Below are 23,143 nucleotides of genomic sequence, written 5' to 3' on the forward strand. Positions count from 1 at the left end.
CATTTAAAACATTAGAAAATGAAACAGTTTACAAAAGATGATACCGTTATGCTATTAATAGATCATCAAACAGGTACACTTAATTTTGCAGCAAACAGACCTCATGAAATGATCGTGAGCAGAACAAGAGCATTGGCTAAATTTGCAAAAGCTTTAAACATTCCGGTTGTTCTTACAAGCAGTCAGGAAGATCATGCACAGGGACCGCTGATTCAGGATTTACAGGATCTGCTTCCACAACAATTTGCAGATAGAGTAAAAAGAGAAGGAATTACAAATGCATGGGATGACGAGAATTTTAAAAATGCCGTTTTAAAAGCAGCTGGAGGAAGAAAAAACGTAATTATGGCAGGGCTTACAAATGATGTATGTATCGTTTGGCCTTCAATTTCAATGCAGGAAGAAGGATTTAATGTTCAGGTAGTTCTTGACGCGGGCGGATCTCCTTCACAGATTGCTGATGATATCGCACAGCAGACTTGGGAAAGCCAAGGTGTTAGAACTACAACAATTAATCAGATCATTTCGGAAATGGTACACAACTGGGCAACAGAAGATGGGCAGAAAGTTCTTCCTATCCTTTTTGAAGAAGTAATGTCTAAAGTTGGACAGTTTTCTTAATTAATAAATTCATAGAACAGAAGCTGGATATACAATATCCAGCTTCTTTAAAATAAATAGTTATGATACAGAAAATAAACAGTTCCCAGTTTCTCGGTCACGGCCCTATAAAGATATTGTATCCGGGCTCTGCGGTATCAAGCACAGATACCGGCATTGGAAGTATTGGAAGAATAGACCATCCCGAAATCAACAGCAATACGGTTATAAAAATGCATCCTCATATTAATGATGAAATATTATCTTATTTCAGAACCGGTGAAGCAGAACACAGCGACTCGGAAGGATTTGTAAAGGTAATCGGCGGAAAAACACTTATGCTGATGAAGGCAGGCAGCTCATTTTTTCATGAAGAAAAAATTATGGGACAGCAGGAAACCATGGAAGGACTTCAGATTTTTATCCGTCCCGGCAGAAAAGACCTCAAACCCGAAGTAGTATTTTTAGAACTCGACAGTCTGCATAGTGAAAACAGCTGGCGCCTTATCGGATCTCCAAATCCTGAAACTGAATTTCAGTTTAGCAGCCAAACCTGGATTTACGATATGAAACTTCTTAAGGGAAGTATTTCTGAAATTCCAGAATTACCAGCTGAGAACCTTACTGCCCTTTTATACGTTTTCCAAGGATCGGTGGAGGTAAACGGTACTATTGACATTAAGAAAAAAGAATGTATTGTACTTAAGGATGAAACTATTTCAATAAAGGCTTCTGAAGATTCAGAACTTGTTTTATTCTTCACAGATGAACAAGGAGAAATCTACAAAGGCGGCATGTACAGCGGAAATCAAATGTAACTATGGAAAAAACTATCACTATTATCAGTAAAAATGAAGGAGACAGACTTGCAGTTGCCGGAGGTAATTACAGAATCGTAATCTCTGGTGAACAGACTGGAGGCAATTACGCCGTTATCGAAATGATAGTACCTCCAGGCGGGGGACCACCTCCGCATGCGCACCCTGAAACACAGGAAATGTTCCATGTACTTGAGGGAGAACTCGAATTTAAAACTGAAGCCGGAAAACACATTATAAGTCAAGACGGTTTTATAAATATTCCTTTTGGCGGAGCGGTTCACTGCTTTAAAAACACTTCAAAAAATTATGCACGTCTGCTTTGTACAGTTATACCCGCAGGACTGGAAAACTTATTTCAGGAGATCGGTACTCCGGTAAAGGCTGGTGAATTTCTGCCCGTTCCTGAAATGACAGAGAAACGCAGAGAATTTTTAAAAGAAATAGATATTAAATACGGTCAGAGAACCTACGCGCCTGATTACTTAGGGTAACAGTTCTTAAAAATTCAAAAAACAGATTAAAAATTTACGGACAGGATTTTCCAGCAAACTGATTGTTTAAATCAGTACTGGATAATTCCAGCGAAATTTCTATTGCCTTGCAAAATCAAAAAATCATTATATACTGCAATTGGCTTAGGAAAAACATCCCTAAACAAATAAAAAAATGAAAAATACAAACGAAAATATAACACCTTCCAGTAATCTAAATAAAGAGCTTACAGCCTATACGGCAGAAGTTAACGGAGTTAAAATTAATTATCTTATTGGAGGCAATCCTGAAGGGAAACCTGTTTTATTATGGCATGGCTTTTTAGGCACTTCCAGCTCCTGGAAAAAAGTGGCATCAATTCTTATCGATGCAGGACTCGCCGTATTAATTCCTGATATGAGAGGATATGGAGATTCTGATAAACCTGAAGGGACTTCTGGTTATGACGCACGTAATATGAGTGAGGATTTCAGGGCTTTGGTCAAAAAAATAGATTTTGGAAAAGGAAAACCGATTACCATTGTAGCACATGATATGGGAGCTGCACCAGCCCTTATATGGAGCGCCGACCATCCACAGGAAATTAAGTCATTATTTTATCTGGAAATGGTCGTTATGTTAAACGAGGTGCTGACTCCCCACCTTTCCTTCACCCGCGAGACCATGGAAAGCCAGATGGGACCGATGTGGTGGTGGATTCTTCCGCATGCTCCAAAAGCGCTGGAAATTCTTTTCACAGGAAGAGAACGTGAGTTCCTGACTTGGTTTTATGATTGGATGACAGCTGGTAAAGATGTAATAGACAACGAACAGATTGATGAAATCTGTCGTACGTTCGCAGGAAATAATGGTTTTCAGGGAGCTTTTGGAATTTACAGAGCAGTTTTTGATTCGATTGATCAGACAACTCCTTTACTACAAAATAAAATTAAAGTACCTGTAATTGCTATAGGAGGTGAATATTCACTAGGAAAAGGAGTCGGTGAAATGATAAAACTAGTAGCTGAAAATGTAACTTCGCTCGTAATTAAAAATGCGGGACACTTTCTTCCTGAAGAGAAGCCAGAAGAAATAGCACAGCAAATAGTCAGCTCACTATAATACAATACTGGCTTCACTGCAAAGAATTAGTATTTTATAGGCAAAAGTATTTACCACTAAAAAAGCTGTATTTTTTATAGAATTGTAAAATTAGATATAAAACTAAATTTTATAAAAATTTGTCTTATAGAGGTCACCACAGCCAAAAGGCGCCAATTGAAGACAATTGGTGCTTTTTTTGTGTTTAAAAGGACCAAACAATTAAAGCAATCACACAATTTTCTGTAATTTGTCTTTTTCTAAAACTCTTTAGCAACTTAAAATCCTTACATTTACCCGCTGGCTAACCAAATTTCGCTGTATAATTAATCAATTTAGCAGCGTCAGGTCAATTAATTTTAAGCAGTCAAGATGGAAAAAAATACTGTAACAGTAGCATCGTTACCTTTAGATGATCATACACTATCGAATATTCAAATCAAGGAAGCCAATTTGTTACCAGATCTGCAATCGCGGCTGGATTCTATGGAAATGAAAGAAAAACCGATAATGGATTCTTCCATTCCTTACAGGGACCTGACTGATACAGCCAGTAAAAAAGAAAGTATTGCCCGAATAATTGATAAACTGGACGTTGAAACCAGTCTTAGATATCAAAGAACTGTAGAAGACACTTATTGCAATGTATACTCTTATGATTATTGCTATTTCGCTAAAGTATATGTTCCAACCGTTTGGTGGGCTCCCGAATCCCTTGAAAAAATTATACAGGGACAAGATGTAGAAGCTGTTTTTGAACAAACCGTAGACCGCATCTATTCCAGTGCCATACACGACTGGTTTTTAGAATGGGGACCAAATTTTGGATGGGAAAAAATGTTTACAGCTGAAGAAATCCAGCAGAAGGTAAATGCACATGGCGGAATTGGAATAATCTGCGCCAAGAGAAGAGAAAAAGGTCTCTCCGGACACATTGTTCCCGTGGTTCCTGAAACAGAGCTGCATAAAGCGTACCGCGAAAATGGCGTTGTCGTATATCCGCTGCAGTCACAGGCAGGAAAACTGAATTACAATTACTTTTCGGAGGTGAGAAAAGACTGGTGGAATGATGATTTGTATTCCTCTTATGTGTTTTATTATCACGAATAAAAACGCAATTTGCCATATCGTTAAATATTCAAAAAAAAATATTGATTACCAACGAGTTAAGTACTTGGAAATACGATAATAAAAAACTACTTTTGCAACTTAGAAAAAACAAGAACAGCAAAAATTGTGATTTAGCTATTCTCTTGCCTAAATTATTGATACAAAAGTGATTAATAACGAAAGTAATTTTATAAACTTACTATAAAATTTTACTTCTAAATTGATATTTCAGTCGATAAAATTGCAAAAAATCTAAAATACAAATTCCTATATTTTTAAAAGTAAACGAAAACTTTTATAATGGAGGCAACAATATGCTTAATCCGTTATAGGTTTCTTGTCTCTGGTTTTAACAGATTGAATTTGTATTCCTGAATAAAAATGACTTTATAAATTAAAATAACCTTAAAAAAGAAAGTAAGTATAAATGAAAGACAATCAGACAAAAAAATATTATTGGGGAATAGGATTGGAAAACGAAACCTACATGCAGTTTGAAGAACCCCTAATAGTTTCTGGTGAATTTATACAAGAAAAAATTGGCTTTGAGAAATATAGTATTGATTACAGAAAATGCTATAAACCCGAAAGCCTGGCTCCTATGCTGAAAAAAGCTTTTAACCTGACTGAAAGCTATAAAGTAAGCCGAATGATGAACAGTCATTCGCTGGAAAAGCTCGATATCAATTATCAACACAAAACGTTATCGCCAGTAAAAACATTAATCGATACGGAAGCCGGTGAGACGATCGCAGAACCGATTGAAAATCCGGAATATCTGGGCAAATCGATCATGGAACTTTTCCTTGAAGATCAGCCATACAACATTCAGAGTATGATTACCCAAAGAAACAAAACAATGGGATCCGTGCATTTTGATGGTGATTCCATTGAATTTGTAACCAAATATTTTGAAAACAGAACCATTACTGATTCCTGCAAAGAATTGAAAGCGACCAAAAAATTGTTTTTGGATAAAATCAACGAATCGTCTGTGTTAAACGGAAAATTAAATTTTCCGGATTACAACAACGGCCTTAATATGTTTATGACCAATCAGGAAAATCTGGTTTTGTTCAATAACGGAACTTACCATTTTCATATCACCTTACCATCATTAACAGAAGACAGCAGAATTGTGGATTACAATGATTTTGAAAAAACACATGCTAACGCCATTTACCTATTACAGTGGTTTGAGCCTTTTTTCATATCCACGCTCGGAAGCCCTGATATTATGGGTGTGATCAGTGATAAATATAGTTTAGACAAAAAATTTACTTTGGGTTCAATGCGAAATGCCATGTCCCGTTACATAGGTGTTGGAACTTATAACAAATCAATGCCAAAAGGTAAAATTCTAACCTATAAGGTAGACAATTTTAGAAAACTACTGAAATTTACAAAAGAAGAAAACATCTGGTGGCGCGATCAGATTGAAGCCGACATGGAATATGAAATGCTTTCGGAAGTGGGGCTTGATTTTAATCAGGAAAAAATGTACCAGAGCGGTTTCGAATTCAGAAGCTTTGACGAATTCCCGGCGGAGTATTTAAATGATGTTCTTTTTTCTATTATTCTAATTTGCGAACATTCCCTAAACCTGCCTGATGTGCAATGGGGACATGACAGCAAAGTCTGGAATAACCTGGTCTTTAAAACCTTAAAAACGGGTTATGCTACTGAAATCAATGAAGAAGAAAAGCTAGAACTTTTAAATTTACTGCAGCTATTAAATCCTTCAGATCCTAATTACAGTACACTAAAATCAGAATTTGAAGCCATCATCATGCTGGATGAATTTTTCTTTAAAATTTTGGCTGTTTTACATGACAAATACAAGGACAACAACATTTGCCTGAATGCTATGTACGGACAAAAAACAAGTACCGCTCCAAAATGGGACAATTTTAATAAATACCAGACCGAAAGGCATTTAAAACAAATTGGTTCGTTCTGCGATAATTAAAAAAAGTATATCTAAATACAAAACGGGTGCAAATCTGGTAAAAGTGACACAATTTTTACATTAAATCCTAACAGGACATCCAAACCAAAATGTTGGTGCCATTCAAAGACATATCCTGCATGTAATAAGCCAATGTCTTCAAATCTTCTGTAAAATTTATAGAAATTGTCCTGTCGAGGTCACCACAGCCAAAAGGCGCCAATTGAAGAAAATTGGCGCCTTTTTTTATATTTATTGATTAATAAGTTACCTTTTATTTATAGATTACTGTTTAATAACTTGCGGTATTTTATATTTTCCACTTAAAACTTCGTCCGTAGGCTGATAGAATCTTAAAATCATATAAAAACCACCATCTGGAGCGGGTAGCCAGTTGTCCGTGTTGGCGGGTTTTGTATGGGAAATGGTAATTTCAAAAGTACCATCTGCTTTCTTGACAAACCCTTTAATGTCCTTACTTATTTTATATCGGTTTAAATCATTTTTAACAAACAGTTTATTATTGGCATCATACATTGTTAACGACCAAAATGCATTTACTGGTGGTTCTTTTTCAAAGGTCATCTTATAAGTATTTTTACCGTCTAATTCGTTATTTTCACTGTCTGTGTATCGTATTGGGTACAAAGCTTCTTTTTCTCCCTGCCCCCCTAAATAAGGTCCCGCGATCATAGAACGTAAAGCATAATCATATCCAAAACTGTCCAGTTTGGTAACCCATTGCCATCCGTTTACTACTGCTGCAGCTGATTTTACTGAGGCAATAATAGTAAGCGGAGCTTCCAGCGTGGCATCATATAAACCTCTTAATTGATCTTTGTTCAATTTTGAAGGATCAAACTTACCTGGAGTAAGTCCAATTTTTTCAAATTGACCAACCAATCCTTTGTCAACTTCATTAATTGGATTCTGAGCCATTACAAAGGCTAGCTTTTTATAAAATTTCAAACTATCATTTGCGGCAAGTTGTGGAAAAGATGGTAAACTATATTTTCCTTTTGATGCAGCACCGCCGTTAAATTCCGTTTGAGTGAGTAATTTAAATTGATCTTGTAGTTTATGAAGTTCATCAATATTTTCGCCTTCTTTCACTGCTAATCTTCCCCAAAGCCAAACTTTTGGTGTTGTAGTGGTTATTACTTTAGTAACGCCTTTGGGAATGACGCCTTTCCATCCAGGAGGGACAATAGCAAATTTGCCCGGTTTTGTACCGGTTGTTCTCCTGCCGATATAACTGATCAGATTTTGATACATATCAAAAACATCAACAACATAATAACGGTCTTTTGTGTCTGGCGTAATCAAAACCATTGGTTCTTTTAAATCTACAACAGCGCTCAAATAGAACGTATCGTTATTCGCTGTCGGCATATCAGCATCTGCAGATGTAGGCAATGAGCGTGCCCAGCCTATTTGATTTAAAGGTGCCCTGTAACTTGTAGCAGGTTTTGGATTTGGAACAGTTATATAATCCCGCATGGTTTCTTCCATTCGAATGGGAGCATATCCCCACTGATAAGCCAATATTCCAATAGTTTTGGCAGCATAATAATCCCCAAGTTTCTGTACTTCGTTTGTACCGGCGACTTCAATAACGGGATCCTTCTTTGAGGCTATTTCCTTAAATAAACTGCTTGTTTCTCCATTTTCTTGTTTTGGATTCTCTATTTCTTTTGAATCATTAGGACCCTTGCATCCAAATATTCCTGTTCCAACTGCAAAAACTAACAATAAGAGAATTGGTTTAATTAATGAAATAGTTCTTTTGACTGTAGCAATTAAATAGTTCATAAATATCATTATTTAGGTTTATCTAAAATTAACTAATGATAATTTATTGAATAAATTATAATGGTTTCAAGTTATAAGATGCAACCAAAAAATTCTAAAGTAAATATCAAAAAACAGTTTAAGTTTTGTGGTAAAATCATCGCACACAAATTATTGCGTCGCCTCCAATTTTGCTTATAATTTAACCTTTTAGACAGCTAGTTTATACCCAATAAAAAAGCACTGAAAACCAATCATTTTCAGTGCTTTTTCGATTCTTTATATATGTTACTTCAATTGAGTAGTATCTACTCTTGTTGGCGTATCTATTCCACTAATAATCGAAGAAGAACTTAATGCAATTGATTTTATTATTTGGGTCATGTTATCAATATCTAACGTTTCAAATTCATCATCGGCTGTGTGATACAGTAGCTCATTATCCATTTTTGAAGTAGATATCGTATGAGCAGGAACTCCGAGTTTGGCTAACGTAGCGTTGTCTGAACGGTAAAATAATTGTTGCTCCGGATAAGGATCTGCATAAAATTTAAAACTTGTGCCTGTTAAATTAGTTTGTAAAATCTGTCCCATATTCGACTTTTCGAAGCCTGTAATGTAAGCCGAGTTTTTACCCCATTTAGATTCTGTTCCTATCATTTCGATATTGAACATCGCAATCACTGTTTCTGGCGCAAGCTGTTTAGAAAAATATTTGGCGCCATACCCCCCTATTTCTTCCGCTACAAATGTGGTAAAAATAATAGTACGCTCGTTGTTATTTTGTTTTTTAAAATATTTCGCAAGCATAATTACTGCTGTTGTTCCGGCGGCATCATCATTAGCACCATTATAAATAGAATCTGTTGCAGGATGCGGAGCACCTTCTTCAGGAGAGCCTACTCCTAAATGATCATAATGTCCTGAAAAAATCACATACTCATTGGGTTTCGTTTTTCCGGGTAATACTCCAACAACGTTATTCAGTGTTTTTTTGGAGATTGTATTCGTTAATTCAACAGAAAAAGTGGTCGCTGCTGTGGTACCAAAAACAAACATAATCGTATTGTTTCCAGGATTCGCATTTACGCGATCAATATGTTGAATATTGGGTAAAACTTTATCAAATGAAGGGTCAACCAGTACCAAAAGATTTTTCGGACTTTTATAATATTCATTAAATTTCTCGCCAATGTTATCCCCTTTATTTATTTTTACTATAGCAATATCGCTTTTTTCAGTTAAAGAAACCTGAGGAAGGTAGGAGAATGTTGCCACCTGATTATTATTTATTTCTTTGCCGTCAATAGTAATTTTTGAAGAAACGGCTTTAGAGGAAGTCATCGAAAATTCTTGTCTGTAATTGGTTGCCGCATTAAAAGTTTGCAAACCAATTGCTTTAAACTCTGATTCTATAAAGGTTGATGCTTTATCAATACCGGGAGTAAAAGTTCTCCTGCCCTGCATATCATCAGCCGAAAGTATTTTCTCTATACGAGTTACTTCCTTGTTCGTAATAATTTTATCAATCGATTGTCCGTGTATAGTATAACATTGACTTAGAACAAACATACTAACAATAATTTTTTTCATATTTTACTTTTATAAATAATATTTTGGTTAAACCAAAAGTACGTTAATTAAAATAATCAAGGAAAAATAAAAACTAACAATAAAAAGTCGGGAGACTTTTATCAGGTTTAGAATTTCTAAGAAGCAAAAAAAATGCGCAAAGTCGGAGACATTTGTGGAGCGTTTTACAAGGATGACTTCGGAGAGCCAGGCAATTTAATTTTTTAGTTATATTCGGTTTTCAAGGATTTAAAAATGCTTTCCCCATGCTATATTTATCTACTGTCTTTTTTAAATTGAGATATAAAAACTTCTACAATTACGTAATTTAAATTAATAAAAAAAGCAGTTCAAAATTAGGAACTGCTTTTTTATTTAAAGATTATCTGTAGTTGAAAAAGCTGTAAATAACAATTAAACTTTATTTACGTAATTTCTTCATCTTGATCTTTTTTCGTTTCAAATGATGCTCTTCTTATTCGGCTTAAGGAAGATTGGGTAATCCCTAAATAGGAAGCTAAATAAGAAAGCGGTATTCTTTCTGCCTGAGCTGGAAAGTTATTTAAAAATTTATGATAACGCTCCTTGGCTCCCTCAGTCATCATAGGGCTGATTCTATTGACTTTGTCAGCCAATCCTTTAGCCGTAATTTTTGCTATAATTTTATCCCACTCAATTATTGTGGATGACAATTCTTTCATTGCATTTTTGGAGAGCATAAAATATTTACAATCAGTAACTGCCTGAACATATTCTGTGGATGGAATTTCAAGATTATAACTATTTATATCAGCCAGAAAATTATTTTCATCAATAAAATATTTGGTAATTTCATCTCCCTTGTGATTGTAATAACAGACTCGCATAATTCCCTCTGTTAAAAAAATAATTTCAGTAGGTATCCTGCCAGCTTGATGGTAATACTCTTCTTTTTTAATTTCTCTGAAAACAAGCTTGCTTTTAATTAATTCAATTTGATGACTGTTCAAATTTCCAAATTGCAATAAATAGTTAATTAAGGTTTCCATAGTTATTTCATTTGACTCATCACTAATTTATCAAATAATTTATCCGATACTATTTTTTTAATAAATAAAAATGGTTTTGCATTACTTGCAATATAACGTGTTTTTGGTGATTTTGATTCAATACCCTTTGCTATTAATTTTGCAATTTCTACAGCTTCAATTGCTTTCTCTTTTTGAGCGGCATACGATTTTGCGACTGCATTTGCTAAATTTTTGTATACTGTTTTCCCGGAAATACGTATTAAATCGGCAGTTCCATTCTGGATCATTTCTGATTTTGTTCCGCCCGGTTCAATAACGATTACATCTATGCCAAATTGTTTTACTTCGTTACGCAGGCAGTCACTCAGTCCCTCAATAGCAAACTTACTGGCATGATACCAGCTTCCCAGCGGAAGCCCAACTTTACCACCAATGGAAGAAATATTTACGATTTTCCCAAACTTATTTTTTCGCATTTCAGGTAGTACCAATTGTATTAAACGTGCAGCACCAAAAAGGTTAATTTCCATTTGATTTTTTGCTTCTGCCATCGACACATCTTCTAATGCTCCATAAGATCCTAAACCGGCATTGTTTATTAAGATATCAATCCGGGAATCCTGATTCAAAATATTATTTATACATGACAAGATACTGTTGTCGTCTGTTACATCCAAAGCAATTACTTTCACGCCGTATTCTTCTAAATCATGCAGAAGTTCTACTCTTCGTGCTGCACCATATACTTTGTATCCTCTTTGTGCTAAATAAATAGCTGTAGCTTTGCCTATTCCTGCTGAAGCTCCTGTTACCAAAACTGTTTTTACCATTTTTTAATTATTTCAAATTAATCATAATGTAAAAGTATGGGAACAAAAAACGATTGCATTTGCCAAATGACAAATGCAATCGTTTTTATTTTCAGTAAAGTTTATTATAGTCTTTCCGCAACGATATCGCAGATTTACAATCTGTGCCCGCAAAGTAATTCCTTCAAAAACCCATAAATAAAAAGTAAAACTTTCCACTATATTTTTTATTTTTGTAGGAAAAAAGCACATTTCGACAAAATACAAAGCAACAACAACTGAGGAAGCATATTTCATAACTATAACTGCTGTAGGATAGATAGATATATTTACCAGACTAAATCAAAAAAATGTTTTAATAAATGCTTTAAAATATTGTCAGGAAAATAAAGGTTTAGAAATTTATGCCTATTGCATTATGAGCAGCCATATTCATTTACTCTGCAAAGGGACGAATGGTTTTATATTATCTGATATTATTAGAGATTTTAAAAAATTTACATCAAAAAAAATGATACAGATTATAATAAATGAACCCGAAAGCAGAAGAGAATGGATGCTGGAATATTTCCAAAGTCATGTGAGCATTTAAAAAAGAATCAGAATTATAAAGTTTGGCAAAATGGTTATCATGCGGAACATATTTACAGCAATAAATTTATTAAACAAAAAATAGATTACATCATAATAATCCCGTAAAAGATAAACTGTTAGTTTGGCTGAAAATTATTATTTTAGTTCGGCTAGGAATTATTCAGGATTAGAAAATGATTTAGATGTTGTTTTGTTATACTTATTTTAAATGCTCAACTTTTGTATTTACTGTTCTATGCGGGCACAGATTGCAAATCTGCGCTAACGGTCGGTAGAAAATTATTTAGATGACGTTTTGTTGTACTTATTTTAAATGCTCAACTTTTGTATTTGCTCTTCTATGAGGGCACAGATTGCAAATCTGCGCTAACGGGTAACAAAATGAAAATTTTTTCTTTATGAAAAAATTCAGAAAAAGATATTTTTCTAAAACTTTTTAATTCTTTTAAATAAATTTCAATCATACATACGCGATTTAAAATATTATACATAAAAAGAAAACCTGTGGAGCAACAAAAATTAAACATAAATATTAGTTAGTCTGAAAAGAAAAACGAACACCAAAAATGCAGTACAAAATACACATTGAATTAAAAACTAGAGATTTAAAGTTTAACGTTTAATAATTTAACAAGATCCAAACACCACTCAATTTGTCTTTAAAACTGCCGGCGGGCTCCACTCATCATTTAAAGTTCTTTCTTCTGGCCAATAACACCTTACGTATAAAGAAAAAATGCCTTGTGGGGCAGGAAGCCAATTGTCGACTTTATCACTATCGGGTTTAGAATGTTGAACGTACAACGTTAGTGAGCCATCCGCATTGTATTTTAAATTTTTATTTTTTGTTCCTAAAGAGTAACGTTTAAGCTCATTTGAAGCAAAAAAGTGGTGTTCGTCATAAAGGGTAAGTGACCAAAATCCTTTTACAGGTGGGGTTTCTCCTTTTGCAAAAGTAATCGTGTATTTATTGCTGCCTGATAATTTAACTCTCGTAGAATCAAAATCCTGATAAAAATATTTAGATTCAATTGCTCTGTTTACAAATATGTTCGATTTAGCGCAGGCCGTTCTGGTCAAATAATCGGTTCCAAACTGCGCGCCATTTTTTTGTGTGTTCCAGTTAAATTTTACCGGATATCCTACATTTTCAAATTGAAACAAAGGTTTTATAAGATTTTTTTCTGCATCTATCGCCGCCTGTTTTGCAATTGCTTTTAGTTTTGGATCTTTGTTAATGGCATCCAAAAACGATTGTACTTGTGTGTACCAAACTTCTTCGCCTTTGAGAGGAGGAACTTCTTTTAAAACAGTTGGAAGCTGGTCAAAAAACAGTTCAGGATTTACCCATTGCGTTTCTTGTTTTGCTACTACTTTATCAGCTGGAGTTTTAGGTAATTTTGTGTAATCTACTTTTTTCATTTTTCCATCAAAATCTGCTAATGGATACACATTGATCTGACTAATCAAGGGCTGAATAGCTTTTTTATCACTTGGATCATCAGATTGGAAAGCACGTGGAATCACCACATTAAATGTCGTTGTTGATTTAAATACAGCGTTGATTCCATCAGGAACCTTACCTTTCCAATCGCTGCTGGTTAATAGATAAAATCCCGGTTTAGTACCGTACATTTTTCCAAGTTTAGCAAAACCTTCTGTACGCTGATCACAAACCTGATAAACCCAAAAACGATCACCAAAATCAGGCACCTGTACAATAACAGCGTCTTTAGTTAAATCTAATGGCGCTAGTCCGTAAACAACATCCTGATTAGGGCATGCAACCTCTCTTTCTTCAGCATCAACATAATCGGTAAGCATTGCAATATGGTTAATTGACGAAAGTGGAAGTATTCCTTTTCCTAACACAGGATAGGGCACTTTTTCAAACATCAATTTCCGATTATGCATATTAACCATTGGCCATGCCCATAAATAAATGTTGCCTGATAATGTTTTAATGTATTCTGGCGTCATATTGGTATTAGGTATCGGCCCTGAGATCATTTCAGTTTTCACTGAATCACTTGCTGTTACAACAGCGGTGTCGCTCTCTTTGACATCTTTTTTACAGGAAGATATCAGACCAACAGCTATGAATATCAACATCATAAATAGAAATATTTTCTTTTTCATCTTTTTTGAGTTTTTATCTTACTTAAATCCCTAAAAACCACCTAGTCAGGATATTATATCTTTTTTAGTTTTCAAGAATCAGTATTGATTTTTGTAATTACTTTACGTTACTTCACTTTTTCAACATCATTCAGTTTCCAGCTTTGATCATATAAATTTGGTTTAGGACCATAAAAACGTGCTAATATTTCAAACTTGCCTTTTGGATCTGTTGGCACCCAGTTAGATTCTCCGCTTTCGGGTGGTTTTGGTCCAAAATAAAGATCAACAGAACCGTCACTGTTTGTTTTTAATCCGGGAGTTTGTGAGGAACGTCCGGCCCATTTTTGATTGCGTATAAAAGTATGCGTATCACGGTTGTACACTGTCATTGACCAATATTGTTTGACAGGAACGTTGGCAGGAACATGGAGTTTGTATGAAAAATTTCCGTCAAGCGGATTACCCTCCTTGTCTACTAACTGCATTAAATAATACTGAGATTCGCCAATATGTTTGGCGCTAAAAAAGATTATCGTATAAATCATTCCCCTGTTGTCGATTGGATAAGAATCAGCTACCTGAAAATTAGTTTTAATATTTCTTCCGAATTCAGCAGTAGCAGGAAAAACCCAATGTGTATCTTTGAAAAAAGGAGCAAAAGATTCATAATTTAAATCCAGATATTGTTTTGCTGCTTTTACTGCCGATGCCAAAATATCTTTAGTTCTTGCATCTGGACTGAATGTTTTTCCTCTTTCAATACCAAGTGTTTTCAGCTGATCGATCATGGCTTTATCTCTTTCGAGCCATGGCTCTGATTGTATGATTTTATTTAAAGATTCATAAAAACTAAAATCATAATGTAGAGATGAATCAAATACTTTTTCACTGGCATCTATAAAAACTGTCTCAGGATTTTTTGAAGCTTCACTTAGCGGATACACTTTAATTCGTTTAGAATAGGCAACAGCTGCAGCAACATCAGCAGGACTTCCACTTTTTAAAACGGATCGTAATAAGGCATAACCTCGATAGGTGTCAGACTGTAAAGGAATATACCCTGCAGGAATTTTGCTTTTATTATAACCTGGAGGAAGAAAAAGGTATTTGCCGCCTTTGCCTTTATCGACACCACCCGGTCCAACATCTTCAAGGGCATTTTGCCAATACGTCATTACGCTTCCGTTGAAAACACCTTTATCTGCAGGTGGGATTTCAAGAACAACAGGTCCTGCTTTTTCTGTATTGAAAAAAGGCATTAAATAAATAACGTCAGGATTAGGCGTAAGGGTTTGATTTTTCCAGTCTAATAATTTTGGCCATATAACAACCTGATTATAATCGCCATTTATTTTTGCTAACGCATCAAACATCAATTGATAATTAACAGCAGGCATGCTCCAGATAGCAGCTTCAATACCACGCTGATAAATGATCTGTTCCTTAATATTATTCGGTTTGAATACTTTAGTTACGATGTCGCTTTCATTGTTGTTTTCAGAAGAAACTGTTTTTGATTTCTGATTGCAAGCTAATAGCACTAATAGTAACCAAAGAGAAAAGAGAATTTTTTTCATAATTTCTATCTATTTAGTATCATATTTATTTTAAGAAAAGTGTTTCCAAAATAAATTTAACCAATTGATAGACAGAAATAGATTTATAGGATAGCAAATACGTTTCATCTTATAAAATGAAACCAAACAAACGGAAAAAAGCTCTAATGACAATTTTTTTGCAACAAAATTCTAATTTGTAATTGTGTTGATATTAACTTTCATGTGATTTAAAAGTGTTGCATTTGTTTTTTGTTTTTCACATAAAAATGTATTTAGTTTTAAATATTAAATGAATTATATCACTCATTATAAACACGTCAGCAAGAGGTATCTTGATACTGGTGACAATATCGTGGCACATGGTGTTTTTGAAAAGCAGACGTTCTGAACTTTATAATACTAATGTCGCTACTACAAATGACATGCAGCTTTACCTTAGAAAATAATTTAATATACATCAAAGGAAACCATTTCAAAAAAAAAAGAGCCAATGTCTTAAATAGTTAAGAACCATTGACTCTTTCATAAAACAAGTTTGTAATCTCTAAATAATTTATATTAGCTCCTAATATTCTAATAATTATGATTTTAAATCAACCGTAACTTTTTCAATTTTTCCCTGAAAAGTAAAAGGTGCATCATAGGTTCTGTCTACCGGAGTACCAAAATCTTCTCCTACATCCAGAGTTTCATCAGCCGAAAATCTGCTTGGAACTGTTTTTGGAATGTCGCCACTCGCTGCTTTTTTTCCATCAACCATTAAGGTTGCTTTTGCTGCTTTTCCAGCACCACCTCCTGCATAATCAAAATTAAGTACAATCGTGTGTTTACCCGCTGTTAAAGCAGTTGGAGCTTGGATGCGCCATTTGCTGTTAGGATAATGAGAGAATGCATAAGCAAAAGTTGGTTTCCCTTTTTGAAGCATTAAAGCTAAGCCTGCAAAATAACCTCCCTGAGTAAGAATCATGCCTTCTTGTCCTGCTTTTACCTCTATTTCAGCAGTAATACTAAATGATGTGTTTTTCATATTAGGTGCCATTCCTTCGGTTATACGAGAAACACCCTGATGGAAAGTATATTTTGTTCTTCCTTTATTTAAATTCGGACGATTCTCAGGATTTACCCTGTCAATATAACGGTCATCAAATGGGAATACTTTATATTTTTCAGCTTCTTCCATAAAAGCTTTTTGCATTTCTTTTAGTTTTTCCGGATTTTGTGCTGCGATATCATTTGCCTGGCTGTAATCTTTTGTAAGATCATACAATTCCCATTTATAATCTTTTACCGGATCTTCTGAAGGTACAGGATGACCCTGCCATGGAAGATTTTTAGGAGTGGTACTTGCCAGCCAGCCGTCTTTATAAAAACCTCTGTTAGCAATAACTTCAAAATATTGTGTTTTATGGGTTTCAGGAGCATTTGCATTGTCGAAAGAATAGACAAGACTTTTTCCTGCAATTGGTGTCTGTTCAAAACCGTCCACTTTTTTAGGCTGTGGAATATTTGCAGCTTCCAAAATAGTAGGAACAATATCTGTAATATGTGCGAACTGGCTTCTGATCTGACCGATCTGTTTAATTCTTGCCGGCCATGAAATAACCATTCCAGTACGGCTTCCGCCTAAATGAGAAGCAATTTTTTTATCCCATTGAAATGGAGTATTCATAGCATGCGCCCAGCTTTGTGAATAGTGCTCTGCCATCCAGGGTCCTCCAAAATCATCCAGGTGTTTTAACATATATTCTTCTGTATCAACTTCTCCGTTTACCAGCATACCAATCTCGCTGGTCATTCCCTGACCAGTTGGGTCTTCGGCACTGGCACCATTATCTCCCATTATAAAGATCACCAGCGTATTATCATACTCTCCAAGATCTTTAATGGACTGCAGTATTCTACCAATCTGATTATCACAATAAGCAAGCATACCAGCATAGACCTCCATTTCTCTTGCTGCTACTTTTTTCATTCCAGGAGTAAGGGCATCCCATTTTTGATATACATCTGGTGTTGGTGCCAGAAGCGCATCAGCAGGGATAATTCCTAATTTCTTTTGATTTTCATATGTCTCTATTCGCTGTTTATCAAAACCCTGATCAAATTTACCTTTAAATTTAGCAATCCATTCTTTTGGAGCCTGATGAGGTGCGTGTGCTGTTCCTGGTGTATAATAAGCAAAGAAAGGTTTATTAGGCGAAACATTTTTTTGTGTTTGTATCCAATGAATGGCGTGGTCTGCCAAATCTTTGTCTAAAATATAATCAGGATCTACTTTCTCATCTTTTAAGTAAGGGTCAATAGCTTTTGTGCCTTCAAATAAGGCTGGTCTAAATTGATGTGCATCAGCTCCAAGGAAACCATAGAAATATTCAAAACCTAAACCAGTCGGCCATAAATTAAATGGACCTGCAGGAGTAGACTGCCAGTCTGGTACATTGTGATTTTTACCGAACCACGATGTACCGTAACCATTGTCCGTTAGAATTTTACCTATAGTGGCCACACTTCTAGGAACTAAGCTGTTATAACCTGGATATGGAGTTGAGAACTCCATAATAATTCCTGTAGCTGCTGTGTGGTGATTTCGGCCTGTAATAAGAGCCGCTCTTGAAGGCGAACAAACTGCTGTGGTATGAAAACGATTGTATTTTAATCCGTTTTTGGAAAGTGCATCAAAATTTGGCGTCGTTATGGGACCACCAAAAGCAGAGCTGGCACCAAAACCAACATCATCAATCATAATTAGTAAAACGTTAGGTGCACTTTCTGGCGCGCTAATCTCTTTTGGCCAGTCAATTTTATCCGAATCTTTTATGGTGGGCGCGACTTTGCCTACTTTTTGGTAAGGTTCAATCGGCAGAACTGTTCTGTCCGGCCAGTTTTGTGAAGAAGAATTTTCCTGAGCATTTACATTGCCTAAAGAAAATAGCGAAATTAATCCTGTAAGTAAAAAAAAATTTTTCATACATTAAATTTATTTAAGCCGTTAATAATCAAACAATTTAAAAGTAATTATTAATCGATTCAAATTATTGAATCAGCAGTTCAAGTTGGTTGCAAATTATAATCTGCAACCTCTTTCATTCCCAAATTTTAATATACTTCACTCAAAAATTCATTTCTCACATTTCTAATTAGCAATTCACAAAGTGATAAAAGAAAGTTCGAACGAAAAAAGCTCCAAAGTCAAATGACTTTGGAGCTTTTTAAAATATACATTGTGCAGCAATTTCAGCAAATCAACAACAACCTATATTCCCCTTCATTTTCTATTGGTGCTCTGTGAATACAAGGTAGTACTTGTTGTTTTGGATGATCTACAGCCAGTCGCCAAAGATGCCCTAAACCTAAATTAATAGGTTCTGCATCGGTATGTAACTGATAATGCAAATCAAAATAATTTTCCATCAAAAAATCTTCAAATTCTTCAGATGGTCCGTTATGCAGCTCTTTTAGTTTAGTTCGTACTTCCGGAATTAGAATTTTTTGCTCTGCCTGCGAATTCGAAATAATGTCACTTGCAGCTCCATGATAAGTACATAAAAAAGTATCTGTTGCAATGGGCGAACGATCAACATGAAACGAATACACATCTGTCGATATGAAATCAAATTCATCATCACGTTCATAACACTTCAGTAAATTAAGTGAGGGCGAAGCTCCAAAATCAGTTAATAATTGTAAATCATTTAAGATTATTTCTCTTGCTATATTCCCCTTTTCTGATAGTTGGAGCGCCATTAGATCTTCAGGATAAACTTCTGTTATATTTTCTTTTAAAGATAACTTGACTACAATCTCATTAAAATCGCCATCTAAATTTCTGTACCAGCATAACGCATTCATTTCTCCTTTAAAATGGGTATGTACAAGCTCAGAGAAAGTAGATACCATTTTAATTTGGCTGCTGTCAGAAAATGTATTGCTCATAGTATAATAGCAAGAAGCTAGTTACTTCTTGTTTTACAAATTTATATAATAGTAGTTAGTTGCGACATTTTTTAATGCTGTATTTCTTTAGCGCATCGCAGATTACAAAAAAAGATCAAACATTATTAACGTTTGATCTTTCTAATCGTATTAAGATAACATAATCAGCAGCTAGTGATTATCAAATTCCCTGCGGTTGTAAAAAGCATCATCATTACTATCATAGCCAGATTCCGGGTCATTTTCAGGATAATAGGACTTCATTACTTTTCTTTCATATTCCCTGTCAAAATTATACTGCCTGTTATATCTGCTTGTGTTTCTAAATGTATCATATCCTATACTGTTAGCCATAACAATTTTCGTGTCTTTATTTATACTTACAGATCCAATTGGTATGATAATATGGCTGTCTCCTTCTTTATAAATAAACTCCTTTCCATTGTCGTTTGCTATAACATCACGAACCTCATTACGATTGTCATCTATTAACCCTTTATCTAATTTCACATCCAGGTAGACCACGCGCTGCATGTCTTTATTGACCCAGAGATTATCAATTTTGCCTATTGTACGGTTGTCAGCATCTACGATCATCCATCCTCTTACATCAGAATAATTTGAAGCAATTTTATAATTAGATAGTTCGTCCAGTCTGTATAAGTTTTTGTCTTTATTTTCCATAATTTTTTTATAAATAATATTATTTACTTTCCGGTTATTGTGCACTTGTACTGTTTTCGACTTCAATGCTGCTTTCACTGTGAGCTTCATGATCTTTTACAAAGATGTAGTATATAAGTGCCCCGATTATCAGCACTGCTGCAATCCATGGCCATATCGGTTTCTTTTTCTCAATTTTAATTTCTGCCATAACATATTTTTTTTGATTATAAAATAGTTTTAATTTCCTATTTAAAGATACAAATGAGAATAGCGTCAGAAGTATTAAATTTCAGCAGTATGTTACACAATTCCCAGTAGATAAATTCAGAAGATTATTTTATTATTTGAAAAAAAACAATATAAACTAACTAAACACAAACCGAATTTAAGATACTGAATGACAATTATTTAATTAGATTCAATACCTTTATATGGCAAAAATTACTCAATAGGATTTGAAGACGATAAAAATGGAAAGGTTATATCCCGAGAAGCTTTAAAATAAGAATAGATAAATGGAAACAATTATAATAAAACGAGATAAAAGATTGAGTAATCAAAGCAAAACAATTTCATTGTTAGGGTTACTCATTTTTTTGCCAGTTAGTATTGCTGTTATAAACTTATCTGTTTTTCTGGCTGTATTTTTGGGTGTAATCGGACTCTTATACTTTTTTTCATTTATACGAATTAGCCGCCTTAAGGAAGAACCCACTGAGATTATTTTTAGAGATACAGAAGTTTTTTTTAATTCAATAGGGACTTTTGCCTGGGATGATATAAATGCGTTTGAAGTAGACAGAAGAATTACTCATAATGAATACAATGAGAGGAACACTTCTACTTATTTACATATTTTGTTGGAAAACAGAAAATCGTTTTATTTTCCCATAGACTTACTCGAAAAAGATGAGAATGAAATCGTGACTCTTTTTATAAAGTATAAACCAATTCTTCGAAAATCTCATTTTTAATTCATCAAAAATAAAACGAATGAGCCCGATGCAATATCGGGCTCATTATTTCAAATTTAATTACAATTTACTGCTGGGTTAATTCAGCTTCGGTATGCAGTACGCAAACCCAATTGTTGTTTTCGTTGATCCAGGTAGAAGTGCAGGCACATTTCATAGGGGCTTTTTGTTTTTCATCTGCTATTCCCAACTCTATTGCATATGCTATTATCGCAGTATTTTCAGCAATTAATTGAGATTCGACATCAGAAATATTCAATACTTTTATTTTATCACCATCTCCTGATTCAAACATCTTTTTAAAGCTGGCCTCATCTACACTTTCTACACCATTTTTACCAGCGATTATACAAGGAAAACGAGTAAGTTTCTTTACCGTTTCATAATCGTGATTTTCCATTCCCTGCCAATATTTTTTTTCCAGTTCAATAATTTGCGTTTCCATAATCATCATTTATTAATTAAACAAGTTTTACAAAGTTCAAATTAATATTAAAAAACAGGAACACTTTTAACATAGATTTAATTAGCCATAAATGTGATATGAATATCCTAAAATTTTGACTTACTATATAATTAAGTACTTTTTCAAGTTTTTTGTTTAAAAGTTATTTTACTTCCGGGACTATAATTTGATATTTTCCGCTAAGATGCATTAGGCTGAAAAGATACATCAGCCCATCATAGTACGGATCAAAATAACCATCCTCATAAGGTTCGAGTTTAGCATTCCAAACAGCATGAACAAAATCCATACTTTCTTTATCAGGATTGACTAATGATGCAGTAGCTGCCGTTCCTACCAACCCAATGGAATGTCTGAGTTTTTTTACCGGGCCTGCCTGAAGAATAAAATCAGGAGTAGAGCCATCCAGATTAAACTGATCTTCATAACTATTTAGTCCTTTTGATCTAAGGAAATTTTGAAATCGTTTAGCATACTCCTCCTGCCATTTTTTATCTTTTCCATACCAAGTATAATCCATTGCGATATTCATAGGAACACGCCAGGAATCATAACGAAATCCAGGCGGCATCCAAAGTGTAGGATGAGGTTCTCCATTAAAATTTGTATAATCAGAATTCAAACCCGTTACAGGATGACAAGCTTTATGTAAAAAATTACGCGAAACATCGGCACATTCTTTATAAAACTGTTCATGACCGTCTTTGGCATACAATGCCCAAATCTCGTAAAATGCAGGAACATGATAAGAAGGATCTGTCCAATTGTAGCCGTCTCCCTCTGGCACAAAAGAAATTTGTTTGTGCTCTGTATTGATAATATTATAGATGTTTCCTGTACCGTCTTTTTTCCACATCTCATCTAATATTCTTCTGGCTTCTTTGTAGTAGTCTATTCCAGTATTGTTGCCCCATTTATTGGAAGCAAAAAGCAGACTGGTTATATAGTACAACTCGCCATCTGAGGCAGAACCAGCGGAATTTTGCTTTTTAGTCTCCGGATTTACACTCCATGCAAAATAACCTTCTCTTGGTCCGTCCTGATGCTGCATATATTTGACAGACCATCGCCAGAGACGATCAAAAACTTCTTTTTTATTAAACTGTACGGCAACCATCATTCCGTATGACATTCCTTCGGTACGGGCATCTTTATTTTTTATATCCGAAACATATCCTAACGAATCTCCTTCTTCAAAATATACTTTATCTGGCCCTTCAAAAACATCATAATAGGCTTTGGATAATTTATTGTCTATTTCGGTCTGACTGTAACCCGCTTCCTTAAAAAGATTTCTGTAATGAGGCTTTATAAGCTCTGATTTATCCGTTTTCTTTTTGTTTTGACTAATGAGAAAAACCGGAATAACTAAGGAAAAAACGATAATAAAACGTCGGATTCTAACCAAATATTCATTTGCAATAGTATGATATACCTTCATATTTTATAGGATTATTTGTTAATCTTTTATAATAATTTAAATATAGGTAAAAAACAACGATTACACAACTGGTTGCATAACAAAAATATCAGTAAATATAGCACATAAAAATACATGTAAATCGTTATTTAATAATTTTAAAACAACTGGTTGTGT

The 23,143-nt window shown here is 34.5% G+C and carries 19 protein-coding genes and 1 pseudogene; 8 read left to right on the forward strand and 12 right to left on the reverse strand.

From position 1 onward, the window contains the following. Positions 1 to 18 precede the first annotated feature (18 nt). From ASD98_RS13775 to ASD98_RS13800, 6 genes are all read left to right on the forward strand, one after another. Entirely contained in the window at positions 19 to 621 is a 603-nt protein-coding gene (locus tag ASD98_RS13775) for an isochorismatase family protein (RefSeq protein ID WP_056205653.1), read from the forward strand. Between the two features lie 62 nt (positions 622 to 683). After that, a complete protein-coding gene (locus ASD98_RS13780; protein ID WP_056205656.1) occupies positions 684 to 1,418 on the forward strand; it encodes a pirin family protein in 735 nt (244 codons plus the stop codon). Between the two features lie 2 nt (positions 1,419 to 1,420). Then, positions 1,421 to 1,912 (forward strand): cupin domain-containing protein, encoded by a 492-nt coding sequence (locus ASD98_RS13785; protein WP_056205657.1) that lies wholly within the window; start codon positions 1,421 to 1,423, stop codon positions 1,910 to 1,912. Between the two features lie 175 nt (positions 1,913 to 2,087). Beyond that, positions 2,088 to 3,014 (forward strand): alpha/beta fold hydrolase, encoded by a 927-nt coding sequence (locus tag ASD98_RS13790; protein ID WP_056205658.1) that lies wholly within the window; start codon positions 2,088 to 2,090, stop codon positions 3,012 to 3,014. Between the two features lie 351 nt (positions 3,015 to 3,365). Then, positions 3,366 to 4,103, forward strand: coding sequence for a hypothetical protein (locus ASD98_RS13795; protein ID WP_056205659.1), 738 nt, complete (start codon positions 3,366 to 3,368; stop codon positions 4,101 to 4,103). A gap of 427 nt (positions 4,104 to 4,530) precedes the next feature. Further along, positions 4,531 to 6,072: a hypothetical protein gene (locus ASD98_RS13800; protein ID WP_056205661.1), complete on the forward strand. Its 1,542-nt coding sequence runs from the start codon at positions 4,531 to 4,533 to the stop codon at positions 6,070 to 6,072. Positions 6,073 to 6,336: 264 nt separating this feature from the next. Here ASD98_RS13800 and ASD98_RS13805 read toward each other — a convergent pair whose 3' ends face one another. The 4 genes from ASD98_RS13805 to ASD98_RS13820 all read right to left on the reverse strand — a co-directional run bounded on the left by ASD98_RS13805 (position 6,337) and on the right by ASD98_RS13820 (position 11,254). Continuing rightward, complete coding sequence (locus ASD98_RS13805; RefSeq protein WP_056205663.1) at positions 6,337 to 7,863, reverse strand: DUF1254 domain-containing protein; 1,527 nt, start codon at positions 7,861 to 7,863, stop codon at positions 6,337 to 6,339. Positions 7,864 to 8,130: 267 nt separating this feature from the next. After that, positions 8,131 to 9,435: a M20/M25/M40 family metallo-hydrolase gene (locus ASD98_RS13810; protein ID WP_056205665.1), complete on the reverse strand. Its 1,305-nt coding sequence runs from the start codon at positions 9,433 to 9,435 to the stop codon at positions 8,131 to 8,133. A 404-nt stretch (positions 9,436 to 9,839) separates the two neighbouring features. Next, a complete protein-coding gene (locus tag ASD98_RS13815) occupies positions 9,840 to 10,442 on the reverse strand; it encodes a Crp/Fnr family transcriptional regulator (RefSeq protein WP_056205668.1) in 603 nt (200 codons plus the stop codon). A gap of 2 nt (positions 10,443 to 10,444) precedes the next feature. Next, the gene (locus tag ASD98_RS13820; RefSeq protein ID WP_056205670.1) at positions 10,445 to 11,254 is read right to left on the reverse strand and encodes an oxidoreductase; all 810 of its coding nucleotides are present in this window, start codon (positions 11,252 to 11,254) and stop codon (positions 10,445 to 10,447) included. A gap of 298 nt (positions 11,255 to 11,552) precedes the next feature. Between ASD98_RS13820 and ASD98_RS23725 the strand changes: the two are divergent. Continuing rightward, positions 11,553 to 12,035, forward strand: a pseudogene (locus ASD98_RS23725) (transposase). A gap of 440 nt (positions 12,036 to 12,475) precedes the next feature. On the opposite strand, the gene ASD98_RS13830 reads toward ASD98_RS23725, so the two are convergent. From ASD98_RS13830 to ASD98_RS24130, 6 genes are all read right to left on the reverse strand, one after another. Beyond that, complete coding sequence (locus tag ASD98_RS13830; protein ID WP_199866299.1) at positions 12,476 to 13,966, reverse strand: DUF1254 domain-containing protein; 1,491 nt, start codon at positions 13,964 to 13,966, stop codon at positions 12,476 to 12,478. Between the two features lie 107 nt (positions 13,967 to 14,073). After that, positions 14,074 to 15,525 carry a DUF1254 domain-containing protein gene (locus ASD98_RS13835; RefSeq protein WP_082577857.1) on the reverse strand — a complete coding sequence of 484 codons (1,452 nt, stop codon included), beginning with the start codon at positions 15,523 to 15,525 and terminating at the stop codon, positions 14,074 to 14,076. Positions 15,526 to 16,087: 562 nt separating this feature from the next. Continuing rightward, positions 16,088 to 18,475: an arylsulfatase gene (locus ASD98_RS13840; protein ID WP_056205673.1), complete on the reverse strand. Its 2,388-nt coding sequence runs from the start codon at positions 18,473 to 18,475 to the stop codon at positions 16,088 to 16,090. A gap of 266 nt (positions 18,476 to 18,741) precedes the next feature. Next, entirely contained in the window at positions 18,742 to 19,440 is a 699-nt protein-coding gene (locus tag ASD98_RS13845; protein WP_056205675.1) for a hypothetical protein, read from the reverse strand. 171 nt (positions 19,441 to 19,611) lie between these two features. Continuing rightward, complete coding sequence (locus ASD98_RS13850) at positions 19,612 to 20,124, reverse strand: PRC-barrel domain-containing protein (RefSeq protein WP_056205677.1); 513 nt, start codon at positions 20,122 to 20,124, stop codon at positions 19,612 to 19,614. Positions 20,125 to 20,158: 34 nt separating this feature from the next. Further along, on the reverse strand, positions 20,159 to 20,314 hold the full coding sequence (locus ASD98_RS24130; protein ID WP_199866300.1) for a hypothetical protein: 156 nt from the start codon (positions 20,312 to 20,314) through the stop codon (positions 20,159 to 20,161). Between the two features lie 307 nt (positions 20,315 to 20,621). On the opposite strand from ASD98_RS24130, the gene ASD98_RS13855 reads away from it, so the two are divergent. Further along, complete coding sequence (locus ASD98_RS13855; RefSeq protein WP_056205679.1) at positions 20,622 to 21,080, forward strand: hypothetical protein; 459 nt, start codon at positions 20,622 to 20,624, stop codon at positions 21,078 to 21,080. A gap of 67 nt (positions 21,081 to 21,147) precedes the next feature. Here the strand turns inward: ASD98_RS13855 and ASD98_RS13860 are convergent, their stop codons facing one another. Together ASD98_RS13860 and ASD98_RS13865 are read right to left on the reverse strand one after the other, a co-directional pair. Next, positions 21,148 to 21,525, reverse strand: coding sequence for a nuclear transport factor 2 family protein (locus ASD98_RS13860; RefSeq protein WP_056206492.1), 378 nt, complete (start codon positions 21,523 to 21,525; stop codon positions 21,148 to 21,150). Between the two features lie 163 nt (positions 21,526 to 21,688). After that, positions 21,689 to 22,987: a glycosyl hydrolase family 8 gene (locus ASD98_RS13865; RefSeq protein WP_056205681.1), complete on the reverse strand. Its 1,299-nt coding sequence runs from the start codon at positions 22,985 to 22,987 to the stop codon at positions 21,689 to 21,691. Positions 22,988 to 23,143 lie beyond the last annotated feature (156 nt).

The sequence above is a fragment of the Flavobacterium sp. Root186 genome, from assembly GCF_001428525.1.
Lineage (GTDB): Bacteria > Bacteroidota > Bacteroidia > Flavobacteriales > Flavobacteriaceae > Flavobacterium.

Bases quoted from the DNA above. Each gene is read 5' to 3' on its own strand.
- ASD98_RS13775 (WP_056205653.1), top strand. From the start codon at position 19: ATGAAACAGTTTACAAAAGATGATACCGTTATGCTATTAATAGATCAT.
- ASD98_RS13780 (WP_056205656.1), top strand. From the start codon at position 684: ATGATACAGAAAATAAACAGTTCCCAGTTTCTCGGTCACGGCCCTATA.
- ASD98_RS13785 (WP_056205657.1), top strand. From the start codon at position 1,421: ATGGAAAAAACTATCACTATTATCAGTAAAAATGAAGGAGACAGACTT.
- ASD98_RS13790 (WP_056205658.1), top strand. From the start codon at position 2,088: ATGAAAAATACAAACGAAAATATAACACCTTCCAGTAATCTAAATAAA.
- ASD98_RS13795 (WP_056205659.1), top strand. From the start codon at position 3,366: ATGGAAAAAAATACTGTAACAGTAGCATCGTTACCTTTAGATGATCAT.
- ASD98_RS13800 (WP_056205661.1), top strand. From the start codon at position 4,531: ATGAAAGACAATCAGACAAAAAAATATTATTGGGGAATAGGATTGGAA.
- ASD98_RS13805 (WP_056205663.1), bottom strand. From the start codon at position 7,863: ATGAACTATTTAATTGCTACAGTCAAAAGAACTATTTCATTAATTAAA.
- ASD98_RS13810 (WP_056205665.1), bottom strand. From the start codon at position 9,435: ATGAAAAAAATTATTGTTAGTATGTTTGTTCTAAGTCAATGTTATACT.
- ASD98_RS13815 (WP_056205668.1), bottom strand. From the start codon at position 10,442: ATGGAAACCTTAATTAACTATTTATTGCAATTTGGAAATTTGAACAGT.
- ASD98_RS13820 (WP_056205670.1), bottom strand. From the start codon at position 11,254: ATGGTAAAAACAGTTTTGGTAACAGGAGCTTCAGCAGGAATAGGCAAA.
- ASD98_RS13830 (WP_199866299.1), bottom strand. From the start codon at position 13,966: ATGAAAAAGAAAATATTTCTATTTATGATGTTGATATTCATAGCTGTT.
- ASD98_RS13835 (WP_082577857.1), bottom strand. From the start codon at position 15,525: ATGAAAAAAATTCTCTTTTCTCTTTGGTTACTATTAGTGCTATTAGCT.
- ASD98_RS13840 (WP_056205673.1), bottom strand. From the start codon at position 18,475: ATGAAAAATTTTTTTTTACTTACAGGATTAATTTCGCTATTTTCTTTA.
- ASD98_RS13845 (WP_056205675.1), bottom strand. From the start codon at position 19,440: ATGAGCAATACATTTTCTGACAGCAGCCAAATTAAAATGGTATCTACT.
- ASD98_RS13850 (WP_056205677.1), bottom strand. From the start codon at position 20,124: ATGGAAAATAAAGACAAAAACTTATACAGACTGGACGAACTATCTAAT.
- ASD98_RS24130 (WP_199866300.1), bottom strand. From the start codon at position 20,314: ATGGCAGAAATTAAAATTGAGAAAAAGAAACCGATATGGCCATGGATT.
- ASD98_RS13855 (WP_056205679.1), top strand. From the start codon at position 20,622: ATGGAAACAATTATAATAAAACGAGATAAAAGATTGAGTAATCAAAGC.
- ASD98_RS13860 (WP_056206492.1), bottom strand. From the start codon at position 21,525: ATGGAAACGCAAATTATTGAACTGGAAAAAAAATATTGGCAGGGAATG.
- ASD98_RS13865 (WP_056205681.1), bottom strand. From the start codon at position 22,987: ATGAAGGTATATCATACTATTGCAAATGAATATTTGGTTAGAATCCGA.